Raw genomic sequence first — 17,406 nt, 5'->3', positions numbered from 1 at the left:
GCTCGCGATGAGGCCAGTCGTCGCACTAGAAAACTATCAGGCTGCCGAGAACCGCTTATCCAGATAATCAATGATCACCTTGGACTCATACATCCAGGTGGTCTCGCCATTTTCTTCAATCCGCAGGCACGGCACCTTGATCCGGCCGCCTTGCTCCAACAGGGCCTGGCGATCCTGCTCGTTGTTTTTCGCATCGCGCAGGGCCACGGGTACGTTGAGGCGTCGCAGGGTGCGGCGGGTTTTCACGCAGAACGGGCAGGCGTGGAACTGATACAGCGTCAGGCTGCGAGCGGCCTGCTCGACCTGCGCCTGGGCCTCGGTCGGGCGCTGTTTCTTGCCCGGGCGGGTGATGAAGTCGATGAAGATGATGAGCTGGCCCAAGCCAACCCGAAGCGCTTTGACGATCACGGTATTAAGCCTCGCGGCAGGGAAGAAGAGGGCGCGCAGCTTACCTGATTTTTCACAGGCGAAAAAAAACCGGCGATCAATGCCGGTTTTCTTCGTGCGACGGATTACTTGATGAGGCTGAGGAATTCGCTGCGAGTGGCGGCGTTTTCCCGGAACTCGCCGAGCATCACCGAGGTGATCATCGAGGAATTCTGCTTTTCCACACCGCGCATCATCATGCACATGTGCTTGGCCTCGATCACCACCGCCACGCCCAGGGCGCCAGTCACTTGCTGGACCGCATCGGCGATCTGGCGGCTGAGGTTTTCCTGGATCTGCAGGCGACGCGCATACATGTCGACGATGCGCGCGACTTTCGACAGCCCCAGCACCTTGCCGCTCGGGATGTAGGCCACGTGAGCCTTGCCGATGAAAGGCAGCAGGTGATGTTCGCACAACGAGTACAACTCGATGTCCTTGACCAGCACCATCTCGCTGTTGTCGGAGCTGAACAAGGCACCGTTGGTGACTTCTTCCAGGGTCTGTTCATAACCGCGGCAGAGGTACTGCATGGCCTTGGCAGCACGCTTGGGCGTGTCGAGCAGGCCCTCGCGGGAAACGTCCTCGCCCAGTTGGCCGAGAATCGCGGTGTAATTCTGTTCCAGAGACATGAAACTACCTGTGGGATTTTACGCAAAGGGCAAGGGTACGGTGGCGGACACGGCGCTGCAAGCTCGGCAAGCGAGGGCTATTCGTCGCGGCCTTCCATCATGGTGCGCTTGAGCATCACGTAGACCGCCCCGGCGCCGCCGTGTTTTGCCTGGCAGGAGGTGAAGCCCAACACTTGTGGGTGCTGGCGCAGCCAGGTGTTGACGTGGCTCTTGATCATCGGCCGCTTGCCGTCCAGGCGCACGGCTTTGCCATGGGTGACGCGCACGCAGCGGATTTCGAACTTGGTGGCTTCGGCCAGGAATGCCCAAAGGGTTTCCCGGGCTTTTTCAACGCTCATGCCGTGCAGGTCGAGGCTGCCCTCGAAGGGGATCTGGCCGACCTTCAGCTTGCGCATCTGGCTTTCCTGGACACCGTCGCGTGCCCACATCAACTCGTCTTCCGGTCCGACGTCGATCACGAACTGATCGGACAGGCCATCCACGGTCGTAGCGTCGGTGCGCACGGTGGCGGCCTGGCGCAGCTTGGCGATTTGCGCGCGATCGGCCTTGGGCTTGCCGGTTTCGGCGCGGTCGTGCTTGATCGGTTTTACGCCCTGGATCGCACTTTTGAACAGGGAAAAGTCGTCGTCTTGCATGTCAGCCTCCGCGAAGGCCGGCCAGTTTACCCAACTCTGGCGGGATCAGGCGCGACAAAACGTCGGATGGCGGGTCAGTCGTGCTTTTTCATCAGGTGCGGAGCCATGGCCAGCTCCAGGGATTGGCGGGCGCGACGGCGGCAGCGGCGCCAGAGCCAGACGCCCAGTAACAACACGAAAAGACCGACTGCCAGGATGATCGCCGAACCCAGCGGAGTGGCGTTCAACTCACCCAGTGCGGGCGGGCGGCCCAGCAGGCTGGCGGCACCGGCCATGGCCAGCAGCACACCGAATGTTGCCAGTAGCGCAGCGATTGCCGCGCCAAAACGAAACCGCCAGTTGCTCGGGCCCTTGGGCCGCAAGCGACGTGCGTCAAAACCATCGGATAACTTCATTCCGACCTTCCTCAATGGGTATCGGCCCTTCGACCGGAAGATGTTCGGGTTGTTCCTGACAGTATGGCAATTGCGGCAAATGAGAGGCTTTTGCGGATGAGCGGCGGGAGTGGCCGCTCATCAAGGCGAATCAGATGAAGTCACGAGTCAATGCCAGGGTGGCGAAGTTGTCCGCCATGATCGCCATTTCGGTCTGCTGAACGTGTTCGGCGCTGAGGACGCCGCCCTTGTATGGCAGGTCGCGGGTGGCGCAGGCATCTTCCACCAGGGTACAGCGAAAGCCCAGGTTCTTGGCGGCGCGCACGGTGGTGCTGACGCTGGAGTGGCTCATGAACCCGCACACGATCAGGTCCAGGGGGCCGAAGTCTTCCAGGCGCTTTTTCAACTCGGTGCCGTGGAAGGCGCTGGGCAGCAGCTTTTCGATCACGGTTTCGTCGGCTTGGGGTTCGAGGCCGGGAATGAACTCCCCGCGCTCGCCTTGCGGATCGAACAGCCCGCCATGGGTGCCCAGGTGGCGCACATGCACGATCGGCCGACCGGCTGCACGGGCCGCACCGAGCAATTGCTTGATGTTCGCGACGGCTGCATCCATGCCGCTCAGGGCCAGGGGGCCGGCGAGGTATTCTTTCTGGGCATCGATGATGATCAGGGTCGCTTGACTCAGGTTGGCCGCTGCATAACCACGGCCGCTGAGTTGAAACATCGTTTTTGGAACGGACATTCTGGGGCTCCTTCGAGTGGGGCTTTTGCGACATTGTCCTCTGGCTGAGCGGTTCTGTGAATCGCTTCCATCGCAAGGGCCGCCGTTGCTGGCCTACAGCCTTGTCAAGATGCTCATCTTGTTCAATAGGCGGATCAAAAAACGGATAATTCCTACGATTGGTCCGGGGTTTTTCGTTCGTCATCGGGGCGTGTTTGGGTGGGGCCGCGTTTGGCTGGTAGACTCGCCCGTCGATTTTTCTGGAGTTTGCCGCCGTGATCACTTCCCGTCTCCGTACCCTGCGCGACCATATCCGTTGGGCCGTCAGCCGTTTCCATGGGGAGGATCTGTTTTTCGGTCATGGCACCGACAATGCGTGGGACGAAGCCCGGCAACTGGTGTTGGGCGCATTGCACCTGCCATGGGAAATTGCCGACAGCTATCTGGACTGCCGTCTTGAAGACGAAGAACTGGTCCATGTGCAGCGCCTGCTGCGCCGGCGTATCACCGAGCGTGTGCCAACCGCCTATTTGTTGGGTGAGGCCTGGTTCTGCGGGATGTCGTTCATCGTCGACGAGCGCGTGCTCATTCCGCGCTCACCCATCGGCGAACTGATCGAAAAGCATTTCGAGCCGTGGCTGGGCCAGGAGCCGGCACGAATTCTTGATCTGTGCACCGGTTCCGGCTGCATTGGCATTGCCTGTGCCTATGAGTTCCCGGAGGCCGAGGTGGTGCTGGCCGACCTGTCGTTCGAAGCGCTGGAAGTGGCCAACCAGAACATCGAGCGCCATGGCGTCGATGAGCGCGTGTTCACGGTCCAGGGCGATGGTTTCGACGGTCTGCCGGGGCAACGTTTCGACTTGATCGTGTCGAACCCGCCCTACGTCGATGCAGAAGATTTCGCCGACATGCCGCAGGAATACCAGCACGAGCCGGAGCTGGGCCTGGCTTGTGGCGATGACGGCTTGAACCTGGTGCGCCGGATGCTGGCCGAGGCGGCCGATCATCTGACCGAGAAGGGGTTGTTGATTGTCGAGGTGGGCAACAGCCAGGTGCACGTCGAGGCGTTGTACCCGGAAGTCGATTTCGCCTGGCTCGACTTCGAACGCGGCGGCCATGGTGTGTTCATGCTCAGCGCCGAACAGTGCCGCCAGCACCAGGGGTTGTTTGCTTCGCGGGTTTGATCCCCCTTATCCATCTGGGTGCACCCACTGTGGGAGCGAGCTTGCTCGCGATGGCGTCGGATCAGCAGCATTGAAGTTGGCTGATTCACCGCTATCGCGAGCAAGCTCGCTCCCACAGGGTTGTTCAGGCGCTGTCGGGCTTAATGCCGCGTCGCAATCCAGATCAGCAACCCCGCCTGGAACATGGCGAAGGCCACCAGGCAGGTGATGGTGAAGCGCAGGCCGGCGTCTTCGCGCTTGAACTTGGTGACCTTTTCTTCCTGCTGCTTGAGTTTGACTTCCTGTTCCGCCAGGTTCTGCTCGGCCTGTTGCAGCATCTGCGCCGCTTCAAGGATTTCCACGAATTGCAGCTTTTCGGTGTTCCAGTCCCCGAGCAGATCGCCAACGTGGGTTGGCTTGACGCTGCCCTTGAGGTGCTGGGCATCGGCATAGACCACCTCGAAGCCCTGGGCCTTGAGAAAGCGGTCGCGGCGCAGGCGAGTGTCTTCGTTCAGGGCGTCCTTGTTATCCAGGTCGGTGCCGTCTACCCGGTAGGCCGACCAGCGTTTCTTGGCCCAGGTGATGCCCTGGGCCGCCAGGAAACGGCCGATGCCACGGTTGGACGGCTCGACTTGCAGGTTGTCCGGGGAAAAAAACAGGCGTTTTTCGACGTGGTCGGCCCAGACGTCCAGGTGATTCTGTTCCTTGCGCACGCGCTGGTTCGGCAGCTGGATGCTCATGCGCAGCAGGCTGCGTTCCTTGCTGTGGCGCTCGACATAGCTGAACTCGACAAACCGCAGCGGCCGCACACCGGTGGCGCGGTCGGTCTTGAGCGGCGCCAGCCGGAGCATTTTGTGATGCTCGGTATGCACGTCGGCCCACGGCAGCTCTACCGCAGGCGAGGCGGGAGCTTCGGCAGCGGTGTTGGGGGAAGTTTCAGTTTCAGTCATAACGGCAAAAATCCTGTCCAGGCCGGCGGGTCGGCAGCCATAGCGCTGCCCGACACCGGGCTATCGGCCGTTTTTGCCAGTCCTGAAGCTAAATCGACTAAAACCGCCTAACGCGCGGCTAACGAGTCAATAAAACGCAGAATTCGCGAACCAAGCTCGGCCGCCAGGGGCAGGTTGGGATCCTTGTAGGAGGCCAGTTGCCGTTTCACGTCGTTGGGCACGATGCGCATCACGTGGTTCATGCCCTCGATCAGCGCCAGTTCGGCGTCGGGCTTGGCGGCTTTCAGCTGCCTGGCGTCATCGACGCTGACCTGGATATCGCTGCTGCCCTGGATGATCAAGGCCGGCATTTTCAACGCCGCGAAGGCCTGGGCCGGGTCCTGGCGGAACAGCGAGATCAGGTAGGGCTGCACGCTGGGGCGGAAAATGACCTGCAGCTGTGCCGGTACGTTGTCATCGAGTCGACCGGCCTTGAGGCTGTCGAGCAGCTCGTTGCTGCGCAACATCAGCGGCGGTGGCAGGCGGTTGCTCAGTTGTTGGCGCAGCACCTGGTCGATCGGTCGGGCGCTGCCAGACAGCGAAATCACCGCCGCCGCGTTGGCCTGGGGCGCGGCGAGGCTGGCGATCAATGCGCCTTCGCTGTGGCCCAGCAGGATCAACGGGCCCAGTCGCGGATCGGCGGCGAGCTTGTGGCTCCAGGCCACGGCATCGGCCACATAGGCCTCGACGCTCAGGTTGCGTTCGTCCGGTGTCGCCGCGAGGCTGGCCGCTACACCGCGTTTGTCATAGCGCACGCTGGCAATGTTGTGTTTGGCCAAGACCCAGGCCAGGCGCTTGAGGCTGTCGTTGCGCCCACCGTCGGGGTTGTTGCCGTCGCGATCTGTAGGACCTGACCCGGAAATGATCAGGACAACCGGCACCGGCGTGTCGGACTTGGGCAGCAACAACGAGCCGAAAAGCTCACCATTGCCCGTATCGAGGCTGATTGGGCGTTGCAGCACCGTGGCCTGGGCCAGGCCGCAAAACAGGCCGGTGAACAAGGTAAGGCTTAAGGCAAGCAGCTTTAACATCATCACGCCATTAGTTGCGAAGGTGCCGGTTGGACTGGTGGCCGCCGATAAGGTTCGAGGATGAACTACGCGGGGAGCCTGCGTATACTGGCGCGCATTACGAATCCAAGGTTGAGTCTCTCAGCGATTTCACGGAGCACCCTGCATGTCCGGCAATACCTACGGCAAGCTGTTCACTGTCACCACCGCGGGCGAAAGCCATGGCCCGGCGTTGGTCGCCATTGTCGACGGCTGCCCGCCGGGCCTGGAGATTTCCCTGGACGACCTGCAGCGTGACCTGGACCGCCGCAAGCCCGGCACCAGCCGCCACACCACCCAGCGCCAGGAAGCCGATGAAGTCGAAATCCTGTCTGGCGTGTTCGAAGGGCGCACCACCGGCTGCGCCATCGGCCTGTTAATCCGCAACACCGACCAGAAGTCCAAGGACTACTCGGCCATCAAGGATCTGTTCCGCCCAGCCCACGCCGACTACACCTACCACCACAAATACGGTGAGCGCGATTACCGTGGCGGCGGTCGCAGCTCGGCGCGGGAAACCGCCATGCGCGTGGCGGCCGGGGCGATCGCCAAGAAGTACCTGGCCAGCCAGGGCATCGTCATTCGTGGCTACATGAGCCAGTTGGGCCCCATCGAAATCCCGTTCAAGACCTGGGACTCGGTGGAACAGAACGCGTTCTTCTGCCCCGACCCGGACAAGGTGCCAGAACTTGAGGCCTACATGGATCAACTGCGTCGGGACCAGGATTCGGTCGGCGCGAAGATCACCGTGGTCGCCGAAGGGGTGATGCCTGGCCTTGGCGAGCCGATCTTCGACCGCCTCGACGCCGAGCTGGCCCACGCGCTGATGAGCATCAATGCGGTGAAAGGCGTGGAGATCGGCGCCGGTTTCGCCTGCGTTGCCCAGCGCGGCACCGAGCACCGTGACGAACTGACCCCGCAAGGTTTCCTGAGCAACAATGCCGGCGGCATCCTCGGTGGCATTTCCTCGGGCCAGCCGATCGTGGCGCACCTGGCCTTGAAGCCAACGTCCAGCATCACCACGCCGGGCCGCTCCATCGACATCCATGGCAACCCGGTGGACGTCATCACCAAGGGCCGTCACGATCCGTGCGTCGGCATCCGCGCCACGCCCATCGCCGAGGCGATGATGGCGATCGTGCTGATGGATCACCTTCTGCGTCATCGCGGCCAGAACGCCGACGTTCGCGTCAGCACTCCGGTGCTGGGGCAGCTTTGATGGTTGGCCTGCCGACCGCCGTGGCCTGACGACCATGGCGGCACTGCCGTACTGGCGGCTCTCCAGTTTCTATCTGTTCTATTTCGCGCTGCTCGGTTCGACGGCGCCGTTCCTGGCGCTGTATTTCGATCACCTGGGGTTCAACGCGGCGCGCATCGGCGAGCTGGTGGCGATTCCCATGTTGATGCGCTGCGTGGCGCCGAACATCTGGGGCTGGCTGGGGGACTACACCGGCCGACGCCTGGCGATCGTGCGGTTTGGCGCGATCTGCACGCTGCTGGCCTTCTCGCTGATCTTCATCGATAAAAGCTACGCCTGGCTGGCGATGGTCATGGCGCTGCATGCGTTCTTCTGGCACGCGGTGTTGCCGCAGTTCGAAGTCATCACCCTGGCCCATCTCGGCGGGCAGGCCTCGCGCTACAGCCAGATCCGCCTGTGGGGCTCCATCGGCTTCATCATCACCGTGGTGGCGCTCGGCCGTTTGTTCGAATGGCTGAGCCTGGACATCTACCCGGTGGCGCTGGTGTTGATCATGGCCGGCATCGTTCTCGCCAGCTTCTGGGTGCCCAACGCCCAGCCACTGCAGGGGCCGCGCGTCGCAGGGGAAGGGTTCCTGCGGCAACTGCGCAACCCTGGCGTGCTGGCGTTCTACACGTGTGTGGGCCTGATGCAGGTGAGCCACGGGCCGTATTACACCTTCCTGACCTTGCACCTCGAACACCTGGGTTACAGTCGCGGGCTGATCGGCCTGCTCTGGGCCCTCGGAGTGGTGGCGGAAGTTTTGGTGTTCCTGCTGATGAGCCGGATCCTGGCGCGGTTTTCCGTGCGCCGGGTACTGCTGGCGAGTTTCCTGCTGGCGGCGTTGCGCTGGTTGTTGTTGGGCTCGCTGGCCGAGTTTCTCTGGGTATTGTTGCTCGCCCAGGTGCTGCACGCGGCGACCTTCGGCAGTTTTCACGCCGCCGCCATCCATTTCGTGCAACGCAGCTTCGGTCCTCGCCAGCAAGGCCAGGGGCAGGCGCTGTATGCGGCGCTGGCCGGTACGGGCGGGGCCTTGGGCGCGTTGTATTCCGGCTATAGCTGGAACGCCTTGGGTGCCAGTTGGACATTCAGCCTCGCCAGCCTCGCGGCTTTCGCGGCAGCCGTTATCATTGCCACACGTATGCAAGAGGACCGGCCATGAGCCTTCGAACCATTAATTTGCTGGAGCCTTTGTCATGAGCAGCCTGTCGGTCTATCACGTTTCGAGCCCAGACATTCCGAACAAAGTGTTGACCCACGTCGAGGACATTGCCGCGACCCTGGCTGAACAAGGTATTCACTTTGCCCGTTGGGAGGCGGCGGTGAAAATCCAGCCGGGTGCCAGTGAGGAGGACATCATTGCGGCTTACCAGGCTCAGATCGATGGGTTGATGACTGAGCGGGGTTATGTTGCGGTCGATGTTGTCAGTGTCAGCAGCGATCAGCCGGAACAGGCTGGGGAGCTCGATGAGTGTCGCCATAGCCAGGATGAAGTGCGGTTTTTCGTTGCCGGTCGTGGCTTGTTTAACCTGCACGTTGGGGATTATGTCTACGCGGTGCTGTGTGAAAGGAATGACTTGATAACGGTGCCTGCTGGTATGCCGCATTGGTTTGACAGGGGGGAGCGGCCGCATTTCGTTACGATTCGTTTGTCTGGTGATTTGCAGGGGTTGGTTGCTGAGGTTACGGGGGATGATATTGCTCGGCGGTTTCCTCGTCTGGAAGACTGACCTGCGTTGGTGGTGCCCTGAGCTTGTGTGTATATCCGTTGCTGCGGTAACGGCTACTTAGGGTTCCGCCCTTACGGCGGGTCACTTTTGGAAGAGCCGGGAGCCGGACCAGCCAAAAGTAACCAAAAGCGCTTTGCCCCACCACTCGGTGCCTCGCTCCAGCATTGCTCCGTGGGCCGCCGCGAAGGGCCATTCATGGCCCAGCGCGGCTAACCCGGCATCCATGCCGGGTTGCCCACTGTATCGCGAGCAAGCTCGCTCCCACATTGGATCTTCATCAGATACAAAATCCATGTGCACCGCAAAACCTGTGGGAGCGGGCTTGCTCGCGAAGAGGCCGGCACATCCAACATCTTCATCGACTGTGACATCGCCTTCGCGAGCAGGCTCGCTCCCACAATGGGCTGCAGTGAACACAGAACTCATGAACACCCAGGATCCCCTGTGGGAGCGAGCTTGCTCGCGATGAGGCCGGCACATCCAACATCACCGCAAACTGACACATCGCTTTCGCGAGCAAGCTTTGCTCCCACAGATCTAACGGGTGTACGACCAGGAGAGCCAGGTCGGCTGTTAGGCCGCCTCGCGGTGGACGTTGATCTCGGCGCCCCGTTAACCACGCTGGCCGGAGTGAGGGCACACCGAGCCTAGGCGAGGTGCCAAGTGGTGGGGCAGGAGCGTTTTGCTTACTTTTGACTGGGCCGGCTTCCGGGCTTCTCAAAAGTGAGCCGCTGTAAGAGCGGAACCGTCAGCAGCCATTACCGAAGAAACGGATATACACACCGAAGCGGGCTTTCCCAAGGCGCAAAAAAACGGCGCTCCCCATTTCTGAAAGAAGCGCCGTTTTTTCAAGCAAGAGCAAGCAGCTCCGCGTTTTTCCAGCAGGCTCAAGCGCTATGGTAAGTCGGCAAAGCAAACCGATGCTGGCTCTGCAACAAGGTGATCTGTGGCAACTCGCTAGCCTGTTCAGCCAGGTCACGACGAATCGCGCTGATCGCCCAGGACAACTGATCCCCCGCATGCAGTTGAGCGTAGGAAATCGTGCGTTTGAACAGCTTGCCGTCGCTATTACGCAAGGTCAGCAGAATGCCGCCATCCGGGCGGGGCTGGGTGGTCACTTCGTAGTTGGAAAACAGGGACGCAAACTTTTCTTGAATCATGTTCATAGTTGACTGCTCCATGGTATGGCAAACCGTGGAGGGGGAGTTGCACTGTCTGTGCCAGCATTCGGCTTTATATAAAATCCTTTAAAAACATATAGTTATATTTTTTCTGTATTTTTGATTTCGTGCATCTTGCATGAATAGCCATCGTGCATCCTGCATTTTGCGTGGTCGGGCAATGATTTTTGGAACCAAATCGTTTCCCGGTGCTCGCGCTTCGCCTGTCTCGGGCAGCGGATACAAAACATTGCAAAAACCGCGTGTACAGCGCCGCAATTGCCAGCGTACTTTCGAGCCAAAATCACCTGCTGCCCGATAACAAGAACCGAGACCCACGAGGTCGAACGGGGAAGATCACCATGAGTCGTACACCCAGCGACGCGATTACCTGGGGCATGATGCTGCGCAAGCTGCCAGCCATTGCCAAAGCCGTCCCCCGGATCGTCAAAGGCATGAAGCTGGCCAACGTCCAGGACCCGACCCAGCCTTGCGGCCTGGGCTGGTGTTTCGAACAGGCCACGCAACGCAATCCCCAGGGCCCGGCACTGCTGTGCGGCGAGACGGTGTTGAGTTATGCACAGGTCAACGCGCAGGCCAATCGCATCGCCCATTACCTGCTGGCCCAGGGCATCGGCAAGGGCGATTGCGTGGCGATATTCATCGAGAACCGGCCACAGCTATTGATCAGCGTGTTGGCAATGGCCAAGGTCGGCGCGGTCAGTGCCATGCTCAACACCTCGCAAACCGGCGATGCGCTGGTGCACAGCCTGGCCCTGGTCAGCCCGGTCGCGGTGGTGGTGGGGGATGAACGGGTCGCGGCCTTCAACGACATACGAGAACGAACCACACTGTCGAGCAGCAGGACCTGGTGGCTGGCGGATCAGGACAGTGCCGATATCCCGTCCGATGCCCCATCCGGTTTCATCGACCTGATGGCTGGCAGCGAGGATTACCCGAGCGATAACCCGGCGTGCAGCCGGCAGGTTTTCTGCAACGACCCTTGTTTTTATCTCTATACCTCGGGCACCACCGGGCTGCCCAAGGCCGGGGTGTTTCGCCATGGTCGCTGGATGCGCACGTCCACCAGCTTCGGCCTGATCGCCTTGGACATGCAGCCCGACGATGTCGTGTATTGCACCTTGCCGCTGTACCACGCCACCGGCCTGTGCGTGTGCTGGGGCGCGGCGATATGTGGGGCCTCGGGGTTCGCGATCCGGCGCAAGTTCAGCGCCAGCCAGTTCTGGAGCGACGTACGCCGTTACCGGGCGACCACGCTGGGGTATGTCGGTGAGTTGTGCCGCTACCTGATCGATCAGCCTGCCGCTGCCGATGACCGTCACCACGGTGTGAAGAAAATGATCGGCAACGGACTGCGCCCCGGGGCCTGGTCGACCTTCAAGAGCCGGTTTGGCATCGACCACATCTGTGAGCTGTATGCCGCCAGCGACGGCAATATCGGTTTCACCAACATCCTGAATTTCGACAACACCATCGGGTTTTCCCTGATGGGCTGGGAGCTGGTGCAGTACGATCATGCCAGCGGCCTGCCGTTGCGCAACCTGCAAGGTCGCATGCAAAAAGTGCCCAGGGGCCAACCGGGTCTGTTGCTGGCGCGGATCGATGAGAAGGCGCCGCTGGATGGCTACACCGATCAGGCCTTGACCGAAAAAACCATCTGCCGGGATGTCTTTGCGCCGGGCGATCGTTACTTCAATACCGGAGACCTGTTGCGCAACATTGGTTTCGGGCATGGGCAGTTTGTTGATCGCCTCGGCGACACCTATCGCTGGAAAGGCGAAAACGTCTCCACCACGGAAGTCGAAAATGTGCTGCTGCAACATCCGCAGGTGGCCGAGGCAGTGGCTTATGGTGTGGAGATCAATGGCACCAATGGCCGTGCGGGCATGGCGGCAATCACCCCGTCCGAATCCCTGGCGACCCTGGACTTCAGCGAGTTGTTGCAGTTTTTGCAATGCAAGCTGCCAGCCTATGCCGTGCCGCTGTTCCTGCGCATCAAGGTGAAAATGGACACCACCGGCACCTTCAAGTACCAGAAGACCCGCCTCAAGGCCGAAGCATTCGACCCATGCGTCACCGGGGATGAGCCGGTCTACGCTTGGTTGCCGGGCACCGATACTTACGTGCGGGTGGATCGGCAGCTGGCAGTTCGGATTCAGGGCGGACAATTGCGTTATTGATTCTGGCTATGACGGGCACAGTGAAAAAAGGGATGACAGCGCCCGGGTCCCTCGTGAAACTAGCCGCTTTGCGAAGAGCCGAGTGGAGTTTCCCATGTCCGATACAAGCCGCCAGATGACCCCGGAAGAGGCTGCGGAGTTTGCCGAACAGGTGTTCAACGTCGCACGCCAGGGTGATGCGGCCATGATGGCTGCGTTGCTGAGCAAGGGTCTGCCGCCCAACCTGCGTAACCACAAGGGCGACACCTTGTTGATGCTGGCCGCTTACCACGGGCATGTGGAAACGGTGAAAGTGTTGCTGGAGCACAAGGCCGATCCGGAAATCCGCAACGACAACGGCCAGAGCCCGATTGCCGGCGCGGCGTTCAAGGGCGACCTGGCAGTGGTTTCGGCGTTGGTGGAGGGCGGCGCGCAAGTGGAAGGCGCCTCCTTCGATGGTCGTACCGCGCTGATGATGGCAGCGATGTTCAACCGCGTGGAAATCGTCGACTACCTGATTGGCAAAGGTGCCGACCCGAAAGCCAAGGATGCCAACGGCGTCTCGGCCCTTGATGCCGCCAAGACCATGGGCGCGGTGGACACCACGGCGCAGTTGGAAAAGTTGTTGGCCTGAAAGACTGTGGGAGCAAAGCTTGCTCGCGATACAGGCACCTCGGTTCCAGAGAGACCGCGTTGTTTTCATCGCGGGCAAGCCTTGCTCCCACAACGCCACAGGTCCTTCTCCAATCCTAATCCGCAAGCGAATGCGTTATCCTGCCCGCCCTCAAAACACCCTTCGCCACAGGATTCACCGCCATGAAAGCCGCCCTCATCGAACTCATCGGTAAAATCAGCTCCGGCTGCCTCGGCGAGGCGGACATCGCGAAAATCGCTGACGAAGCGGCCCAGGCCTACGCCGATACGGCGGTTTTCCTGGCGGCCAACCCCGATATCAACTACGACGACACGTTCCCGATCCCGTTGGGTGAGTGGGTAGTGGTGGGCAGCCTGCCGGACACCGTGCTGTTCCAGGCCGACACCTACGTGGACCTGTTCGAACAGATCGTCGCCTCGTTCGGCCCCGGCGTGGCGTTCAACCTCAAGCCCAAGCAACTGGCGAAAACCGAAGCCCTGACCGCGCTCAACCGCATACAGATCCAGATGAGCAGCCTGAACAAGGAAAACGGTGGCTACGTGCTGATGAACTTCAGCCAGTTGCTCGACGATGAATTGCAGATGGTGCTGGTGTACGGCAACGATGTGCCGCGGGTGCTGGAGCTGTGTGCCGAGGTCGGCATTGCCGCCGCGCCCTCCCTGGAAGCCCTCAAGGTCGCGGTTCACGTCTGAAGCAATAAAACGGAACCCTTGCCTGGGGCCCGCTATCCTAAGTGTGCACATCACCATTTGGGAGCGACACCATGGGTTCCACCTTCAACGGCCTGGTCGGCCTGATCATCCTGGCGCTCGATATCTGGGCGATCATCAATGTACTCAAGAGTGGCGCGGAAACCGGGATGAAAATCCTCTGGGTGCTGCTGATCCTGCTGTTGCCGGTACTGGGCCTGATCATCTGGGCGATTGCCGGGCCGCGTGGCAACGTGCGGATCTGACACGCTCCACCAAAAAGCCCGGGCGCTGAAGGCGACCGGGCTTTTTATGCGTGGGGTATTCAGGCCGTAGCCAGGGACGGCTTGCGCGAGGTGCTCAAGAAGCGCAGCAAGGCCAACAGTGGGAAGGCACTGCCGACGATCACCACCCACAACCAACCGCCGTGTTCGTACACCGCACTGGCAATCGATGAGCCGAAGGCGCCACCGACGAAGATACTGGTCATGTACAGCGCATTCAGTCGGCCGCGACTCTTGGCATCGAGGGCATAGATGGTGCGCTGGCCCAGGACCATGTTCATCTGCACACAGAAATCCAGGACCACGCCAGTCACCGCCAGGCCGATCACGCTGTAGAGCGGATGGATGAATGCCGGCAGGAAACTCAGGCTGGCGAACAACATCGCCAGCAACGAGGCGTTGCGGGTATGGCCGGCATCCGCCAGGCGACCGGCGATGGGCGCGGCGATGGCACCAATGGCACCGACCAGGGCGAACAGCGCGATTTCAGTCTGGGACAGGCCATGGTTACGTGACAGCTCCAGCGGCACGGCGGTCCAGAACAGACTGAACGTGGCGAACATGCAAGCCTGGTAGAACGCCCGTTGCCGCAGCAGCGGTTGCTGGCGCAGCAGGGTACCGAGCGAGCCCAGCAGTTGACCGTAGGTAGCGCTATGGTCGGGCTGGCGCTTGGGCACGGTCAGCGCCAGGACGATGCTGATGGCGGCCATCAACACGGCGGCGATGATGAACATGGCCCGCCAGCCGAAGTGATCGGCCACGACGCTGGAGACCGGCCGCGCCAGCAGGATCCCCAGCAGCAGACCGCCCATGATCCCACCCACGACCCGTCCCCGGGTTTCTTCCGGCGCCAGGTGCGCGGCCAGCGGAATCAGGACTTGCACCGACACCGAGCTGAACCCCACCAACAGCGAAACCAGCAGGAATACATTCGGTTGATCGGTGAACGCTGCCCCTAACAAACTGGCGATCGCCACCACGGTGGTGATGATCATCAGCCGACGGTTTTCCAGCAAGTCCCCCAGTGGCACCAGGAAAAACAGGCCAAGGGCGTAACCGATCTGGGTCAGCGAGACGATCAGGCTGGCCATGGTGCTGCTCAGGCCGACGTCGGGTGCGATCAGTTCGATGATGGGTTGGGCGTAGTAGATGTTGGCGACGATGGCGCCGCAGCAGAAGGCGAAGAGCAGGACCATGCCGCGGGTCAGGGGGCTGCCGGGCGAGGTAGGTGAATGAGCACTCATGGCAATCTCGTCAGTGAACAGGAAAGATGGCGCGAGGCTAAAGCGTTATGGGGCCCTGGAACAGGGCTTGTGGTTGATATCAGACATGCTTGCAGTTGATGATGGGACGCACAAGGACGCTGGGAAGATTTTGTGGCAAGGGGATCTGAGGGAGCAAAGCTTGTGTGGTCGGGGCAAGCTTGTGTGGGAGCAAGGCTTGCCCGCGATACAGGCACCTCGGTTCCAGAGGCCCCGCGCTGTTTTCATCGCGAGCAAGCTTTGCTCCCACAGATCCCCTCGCCACAGGATCGCGTACAGCTTGTCCTCTCTTATTGCCCGCTGTAGATCTGGTCGAAAACCCCACCGTCATTGAAGTGAGTCTTCTGCACCGTGCGCCAGTCGCCGAAGGTTTTTTCCACCGACAGGAAGTCCACTTTCGGGAAGCGGTCGGTGTATTTGGCCAGTACCGCCGGATCCCGTGGGCGCAGGTAGTTGGCGGCGGCGATTTCCTGGCCTTCGGGCGACCACAGGTACTTGAGGTAGGCCTCGGCGGCTTCGCGGGAGCCTTTTTTCTCGACAACCTTGTCGACCACGCTGACCGGCGGCTCGGCCTCGGCGGAAACGCTCGGGTAGATCACTTCGAACTGGTCGCGACCGAATTCGCGGGCGATCATTTCCGCTTCGTTCTCAAAGGTCACCAGCACGTCGCCGATCTGGTTGGTCATGAAGGTGGTCGTCGCGGCGCGACCGCCGGTGTCCAGTACCGGCGCTTGCTTGAACAGCTTGCCGACGAAGTCCTTGGCCTTGTTCTCGTCACCGCCATTCTTCAGCACATAACCCCAAGCCGAGAGGTAGGTGTAGCGACCGTTGCCGGAGGTTTTCGGGTTGGGCACGATCACCTGCACACCGTCCTTGAGCAGGTCGGGCCAGTCTTTCAAGGCTTTCGGGTTGCCTTTGCGTACGATGAACACCGTGGCCGAGGTGAACGGCGCGCTGTTGTTCGGCAGGCGGGTGACCCAGTTCTCGGGCACCAGTTTGCCATTGTCCGCCAAGGCGTTGATGTCGGTGGCCATGTTCATGGTGATGACATCCGCCGGCAGGCCGTCGATCACCGAGCGCGCCTGCTTGCTGGAGCCGCCGAACGACATCTGCACGGTGATGTTTTCGTTGTGCTCGGCCTGCCAGTGCTTCTGGAAGGCTGCGTTGTAGTCCTTGTAGAAATCGCGCATCACGTCGTAGGAAACGTTGAGCAGGGTCGGGGCGGCGTGGGCCAGGCTGCCGAAGGTCAGGCCGACGGCGAGAAGTGAGGCGCCAAAGAAGTTCTTCACAGCGAATTCCTTTTTATTCGAACGGGGGTTCCGGGCAATTAGCCAGCACACTAGCTGCAAGCCTATAGACCTTCAAGCATCAAAAAGTGCTTTGCTTATTCCAATTTCTTAAACAGCGCATTGCCACAACGGGAGCAGAAAGCAGCACCGTGTTCGTGGTTGTTTTTGCTGCACACCGGGCAATCATGCTGGAGCTGGTCGCCGCGCATGGCGGTGGCCAGTTCAGCGGTGAAAATGCCCGTCGGCACGGCGATGATCGAATAACCGGTGATCATCACCAGGGACGACACCACCTGGCCCAGTGGCGTCTTGGGCACGATGTCGCCGAAGCCCACGGTTGTGAGTGTCACGATAGCCCAATAGATGCCTTTGGGGATGCTGGTGAAGCCATTCCCAGGGCCTTCGATGACGTACATCAGCGTGCCGAAGACGGTCACCAGGGTCGAGACGCTGAGCAGGAACACGATGATTTTCTGCTTGCTTCCCCGCAGCGCCGCCATCAGGTAGTTGGCTTGCTTGAGGTAGGGACTGAGCTTGAGCACCCGGAAAATCCGCAGCATCCGGATGATCCGAATGATCAACAGGTATTGGGCATCGCTGTAGTACAGAGCCAGGATCCCCGGCACGATCGCCAGCAGATCCACCAGGCCATAGAAACTGAAGGCATAGCGCAGCGGCTTGGGCGAGCAGTACAGGCGCAGGCCGTACTCGACGATGAAGACGAAGGTGAAGCCCCACTCGATACCGGCCAGCAGGGCCGCGTAATTTTTGTGCACGCTATCGATGCTGTCGAGCATCACGATCACCAGGCTGGCGAGGATGATCAACAGCAAGGTGCTATCGAAGCGCCGGCCGGCCACGGTGTCGGCCTGGAAAATGATCACGTAGAGGCGTTCACGCCAATTGTTGCTGCTTTGCATAATCTTCGCCT

19 protein-coding genes are annotated in these 17,406 nt (G+C 60.8%); 8 read left to right on the top strand and 11 right to left on the bottom strand.

From position 1 onward, the window contains the following. Positions 1–36 precede the first annotated feature (36 nt). The 5 genes from F7R20_RS19715 to F7R20_RS19695 all read right to left on the bottom strand — a co-directional run bounded on the left by F7R20_RS19715 (position 37) and on the right by F7R20_RS19695 (position 2,809). A complete protein-coding gene (locus tag F7R20_RS19715) occupies positions 37–408 on the bottom strand; it encodes a glutathione S-transferase N-terminal domain-containing protein (protein WP_003204508.1) in 372 nt (123 codons plus the stop codon). A gap of 104 nt (positions 409–512) precedes the next feature. After that, positions 513–1,058 (bottom strand): GTP cyclohydrolase I FolE, encoded by a 546-nt coding sequence (folE, locus tag F7R20_RS19710; protein ID WP_003204506.1) that lies wholly within the window; start codon positions 1,056–1,058, stop codon positions 513–515. A gap of 77 nt (positions 1,059–1,135) precedes the next feature. Next, positions 1,136–1,693, bottom strand: a complete 558-nt coding sequence (locus F7R20_RS19705) for a Smr/MutS family protein (protein ID WP_003204497.1) — start codon at positions 1,691–1,693, stop codon at positions 1,136–1,138. A gap of 74 nt (positions 1,694–1,767) precedes the next feature. Continuing rightward, positions 1,768–2,088, bottom strand: coding sequence for a hypothetical protein (locus F7R20_RS19700; RefSeq protein WP_003204495.1), 321 nt, complete (start codon positions 2,086–2,088; stop codon positions 1,768–1,770). Positions 2,089–2,218: 130 nt separating this feature from the next. Continuing rightward, the gene (locus F7R20_RS19695; RefSeq protein ID WP_003204493.1) at positions 2,219–2,809 is read right to left on the bottom strand and encodes a cysteine hydrolase family protein; all 591 of its coding nucleotides are present in this window, start codon (positions 2,807–2,809) and stop codon (positions 2,219–2,221) included. A gap of 254 nt (positions 2,810–3,063) precedes the next feature. On the opposite strand from F7R20_RS19695, the gene prmB reads away from it, so the two are divergent. Continuing rightward, positions 3,064–3,972, top strand: a complete 909-nt coding sequence (prmB, locus tag F7R20_RS19690) for a 50S ribosomal protein L3 N(5)-glutamine methyltransferase (protein ID WP_003204491.1) — start codon at positions 3,064–3,066, stop codon at positions 3,970–3,972. Between the two features lie 140 nt (positions 3,973–4,112). Here the strand turns inward: prmB and F7R20_RS19685 are convergent, their stop codons facing one another. Next, the gene (locus F7R20_RS19685) at positions 4,113–4,901 is read right to left on the bottom strand and encodes an N-acetyltransferase (RefSeq protein WP_003204489.1); all 789 of its coding nucleotides are present in this window, start codon (positions 4,899–4,901) and stop codon (positions 4,113–4,115) included. Between the two features lie 107 nt (positions 4,902–5,008). Then, positions 5,009–5,974 carry an alpha/beta hydrolase gene (locus F7R20_RS19680; protein WP_003204487.1) on the bottom strand — a complete coding sequence of 322 codons (966 nt, stop codon included), beginning with the start codon at positions 5,972–5,974 and terminating at the stop codon, positions 5,009–5,011. Between the two features lie 142 nt (positions 5,975–6,116). Here F7R20_RS19680 and aroC point away from each other — a divergent pair, with 142 nt between their 5' ends. Genes aroC through F7R20_RS19665 form a run of 3 tightly spaced genes read left to right on the top strand, consistent with a single transcriptional unit; the run spans position 6,117 to position 8,956 of the window. Beyond that, positions 6,117–7,208 (top strand): chorismate synthase, encoded by a 1,092-nt coding sequence (aroC, locus tag F7R20_RS19675; protein ID WP_003204486.1) that lies wholly within the window; start codon positions 6,117–6,119, stop codon positions 7,206–7,208. Between the two features lie 34 nt (positions 7,209–7,242). Further along, positions 7,243–8,388: an MFS transporter gene (locus F7R20_RS19670; protein ID WP_003204484.1), complete on the top strand. Its 1,146-nt coding sequence runs from the start codon at positions 7,243–7,245 to the stop codon at positions 8,386–8,388. Between the two features lie 34 nt (positions 8,389–8,422). Further along, on the top strand, positions 8,423–8,956 hold the full coding sequence (locus F7R20_RS19665; protein ID WP_003204483.1) for an acireductone dioxygenase: 534 nt from the start codon (positions 8,423–8,425) through the stop codon (positions 8,954–8,956). An 887-nt stretch (positions 8,957–9,843) separates the two neighbouring features. Here the strand turns inward: F7R20_RS19665 and F7R20_RS19650 are convergent. Beyond that, entirely contained in the window at positions 9,844–10,122 is a 279-nt protein-coding gene (locus F7R20_RS19650) for a DUF3509 domain-containing protein (protein WP_003204481.1), read from the bottom strand. 356 nt (positions 10,123–10,478) lie between these two features. Here F7R20_RS19650 and F7R20_RS19645 point away from each other — a divergent pair, with 356 nt between their 5' ends. The 4 genes from F7R20_RS19645 to F7R20_RS19625 all read left to right on the top strand — a co-directional run bounded on the left by F7R20_RS19645 (position 10,479) and on the right by F7R20_RS19625 (position 13,906). Continuing rightward, positions 10,479–12,317: a long-chain-acyl-CoA synthetase gene (locus F7R20_RS19645; RefSeq protein WP_013694036.1), complete on the top strand. Its 1,839-nt coding sequence runs from the start codon at positions 10,479–10,481 to the stop codon at positions 12,315–12,317. 94 nt (positions 12,318–12,411) lie between these two features. Continuing rightward, a complete protein-coding gene (locus F7R20_RS19640) occupies positions 12,412–12,930 on the top strand; it encodes an ankyrin repeat domain-containing protein (protein WP_003204479.1) in 519 nt (172 codons plus the stop codon). Positions 12,931–13,112: 182 nt separating this feature from the next. Then, positions 13,113–13,643, top strand: coding sequence for a hypothetical protein (locus F7R20_RS19630; RefSeq protein WP_003204477.1), 531 nt, complete (start codon positions 13,113–13,115; stop codon positions 13,641–13,643). 71 nt (positions 13,644–13,714) lie between these two features. Next, complete coding sequence (locus tag F7R20_RS19625; RefSeq protein ID WP_003204476.1) at positions 13,715–13,906, top strand: PLDc N-terminal domain-containing protein; 192 nt, start codon at positions 13,715–13,717, stop codon at positions 13,904–13,906. A 59-nt stretch (positions 13,907–13,965) separates the two neighbouring features. On the opposite strand, the gene F7R20_RS19620 is transcribed toward F7R20_RS19625, so the two are convergent. The 3 genes from F7R20_RS19620 to F7R20_RS19605 form a co-directional block, all read right to left on the bottom strand. Beyond that, positions 13,966–15,168 carry an MFS transporter gene (locus F7R20_RS19620; RefSeq protein WP_003204475.1) on the bottom strand — a complete coding sequence of 401 codons (1,203 nt, stop codon included), beginning with the start codon at positions 15,166–15,168 and terminating at the stop codon, positions 13,966–13,968. A 308-nt stretch (positions 15,169–15,476) separates the two neighbouring features. After that, entirely contained in the window at positions 15,477–16,475 is a 999-nt protein-coding gene (locus F7R20_RS19610; RefSeq protein WP_003204473.1) for a sulfate ABC transporter substrate-binding protein, read from the bottom strand. A gap of 95 nt (positions 16,476–16,570) precedes the next feature. Next, positions 16,571–17,395 carry an ion transporter gene (locus F7R20_RS19605; RefSeq protein WP_003204472.1) on the bottom strand — a complete coding sequence of 275 codons (825 nt, stop codon included), beginning with the start codon at positions 17,393–17,395 and terminating at the stop codon, positions 16,571–16,573. Positions 17,396–17,406: the final 11 nt, after the last annotated feature.

The sequence above is a fragment of the Pseudomonas brassicacearum subsp. brassicacearum genome (assembly GCF_008801605.1).
In the GTDB taxonomy this organism is placed as follows: domain Bacteria; phylum Pseudomonadota; class Gammaproteobacteria; order Pseudomonadales; family Pseudomonadaceae; genus Aquipseudomonas; species Aquipseudomonas brassicacearum.
The sequence above is the reverse complement of the archived record's forward strand: the minus strand, read 5'-3'. Positions and strand labels throughout refer to the sequence as shown.

Coding starts and splice junctions, on each gene's coding strand:
- folE (WP_003204506.1), bottom strand. CDS start 1,058: ATGTCTCTGGAACAGAATTACACCGCGATTCTCGGCCAACTGGGCGAG.
- F7R20_RS19705 (WP_003204497.1), bottom strand. CDS start 1,693: ATGCAAGACGACGACTTTTCCCTGTTCAAAAGTGCGATCCAGGGCGTA.
- F7R20_RS19700 (WP_003204495.1), bottom strand. CDS start 2,088: ATGAAGTTATCCGATGGTTTTGACGCACGTCGCTTGCGGCCCAAGGGC.
- F7R20_RS19695 (WP_003204493.1), bottom strand. CDS start 2,809: ATGTCCGTTCCAAAAACGATGTTTCAACTCAGCGGCCGTGGTTATGCA.
- F7R20_RS19685 (WP_003204489.1), bottom strand. CDS start 4,901: ATGACTGAAACTGAAACTTCCCCCAACACCGCTGCCGAAGCTCCCGCC.
- F7R20_RS19680 (WP_003204487.1), bottom strand. CDS start 5,974: ATGATGTTAAAGCTGCTTGCCTTAAGCCTTACCTTGTTCACCGGCCTG.
- aroC (WP_003204486.1), top strand. CDS start 6,117: ATGTCCGGCAATACCTACGGCAAGCTGTTCACTGTCACCACCGCGGGC.
- F7R20_RS19670 (WP_003204484.1), top strand. CDS start 7,243: ATGGCGGCACTGCCGTACTGGCGGCTCTCCAGTTTCTATCTGTTCTAT.
- F7R20_RS19665 (WP_003204483.1), top strand. CDS start 8,423: ATGAGCAGCCTGTCGGTCTATCACGTTTCGAGCCCAGACATTCCGAAC.
- F7R20_RS19650 (WP_003204481.1), bottom strand. CDS start 10,122: ATGAACATGATTCAAGAAAAGTTTGCGTCCCTGTTTTCCAACTACGAA.
- F7R20_RS19645 (WP_013694036.1), top strand. CDS start 10,479: ATGAGTCGTACACCCAGCGACGCGATTACCTGGGGCATGATGCTGCGC.
- F7R20_RS19640 (WP_003204479.1), top strand. CDS start 12,412: ATGTCCGATACAAGCCGCCAGATGACCCCGGAAGAGGCTGCGGAGTTT.
- F7R20_RS19630 (WP_003204477.1), top strand. CDS start 13,113: ATGAAAGCCGCCCTCATCGAACTCATCGGTAAAATCAGCTCCGGCTGC.
- F7R20_RS19625 (WP_003204476.1), top strand. CDS start 13,715: ATGGGTTCCACCTTCAACGGCCTGGTCGGCCTGATCATCCTGGCGCTC.
- F7R20_RS19620 (WP_003204475.1), bottom strand. CDS start 15,168: ATGAGTGCTCATTCACCTACCTCGCCCGGCAGCCCCCTGACCCGCGGC.
- F7R20_RS19605 (WP_003204472.1), bottom strand. CDS start 17,395: ATGCAAAGCAGCAACAATTGGCGTGAACGCCTCTACGTGATCATTTTC.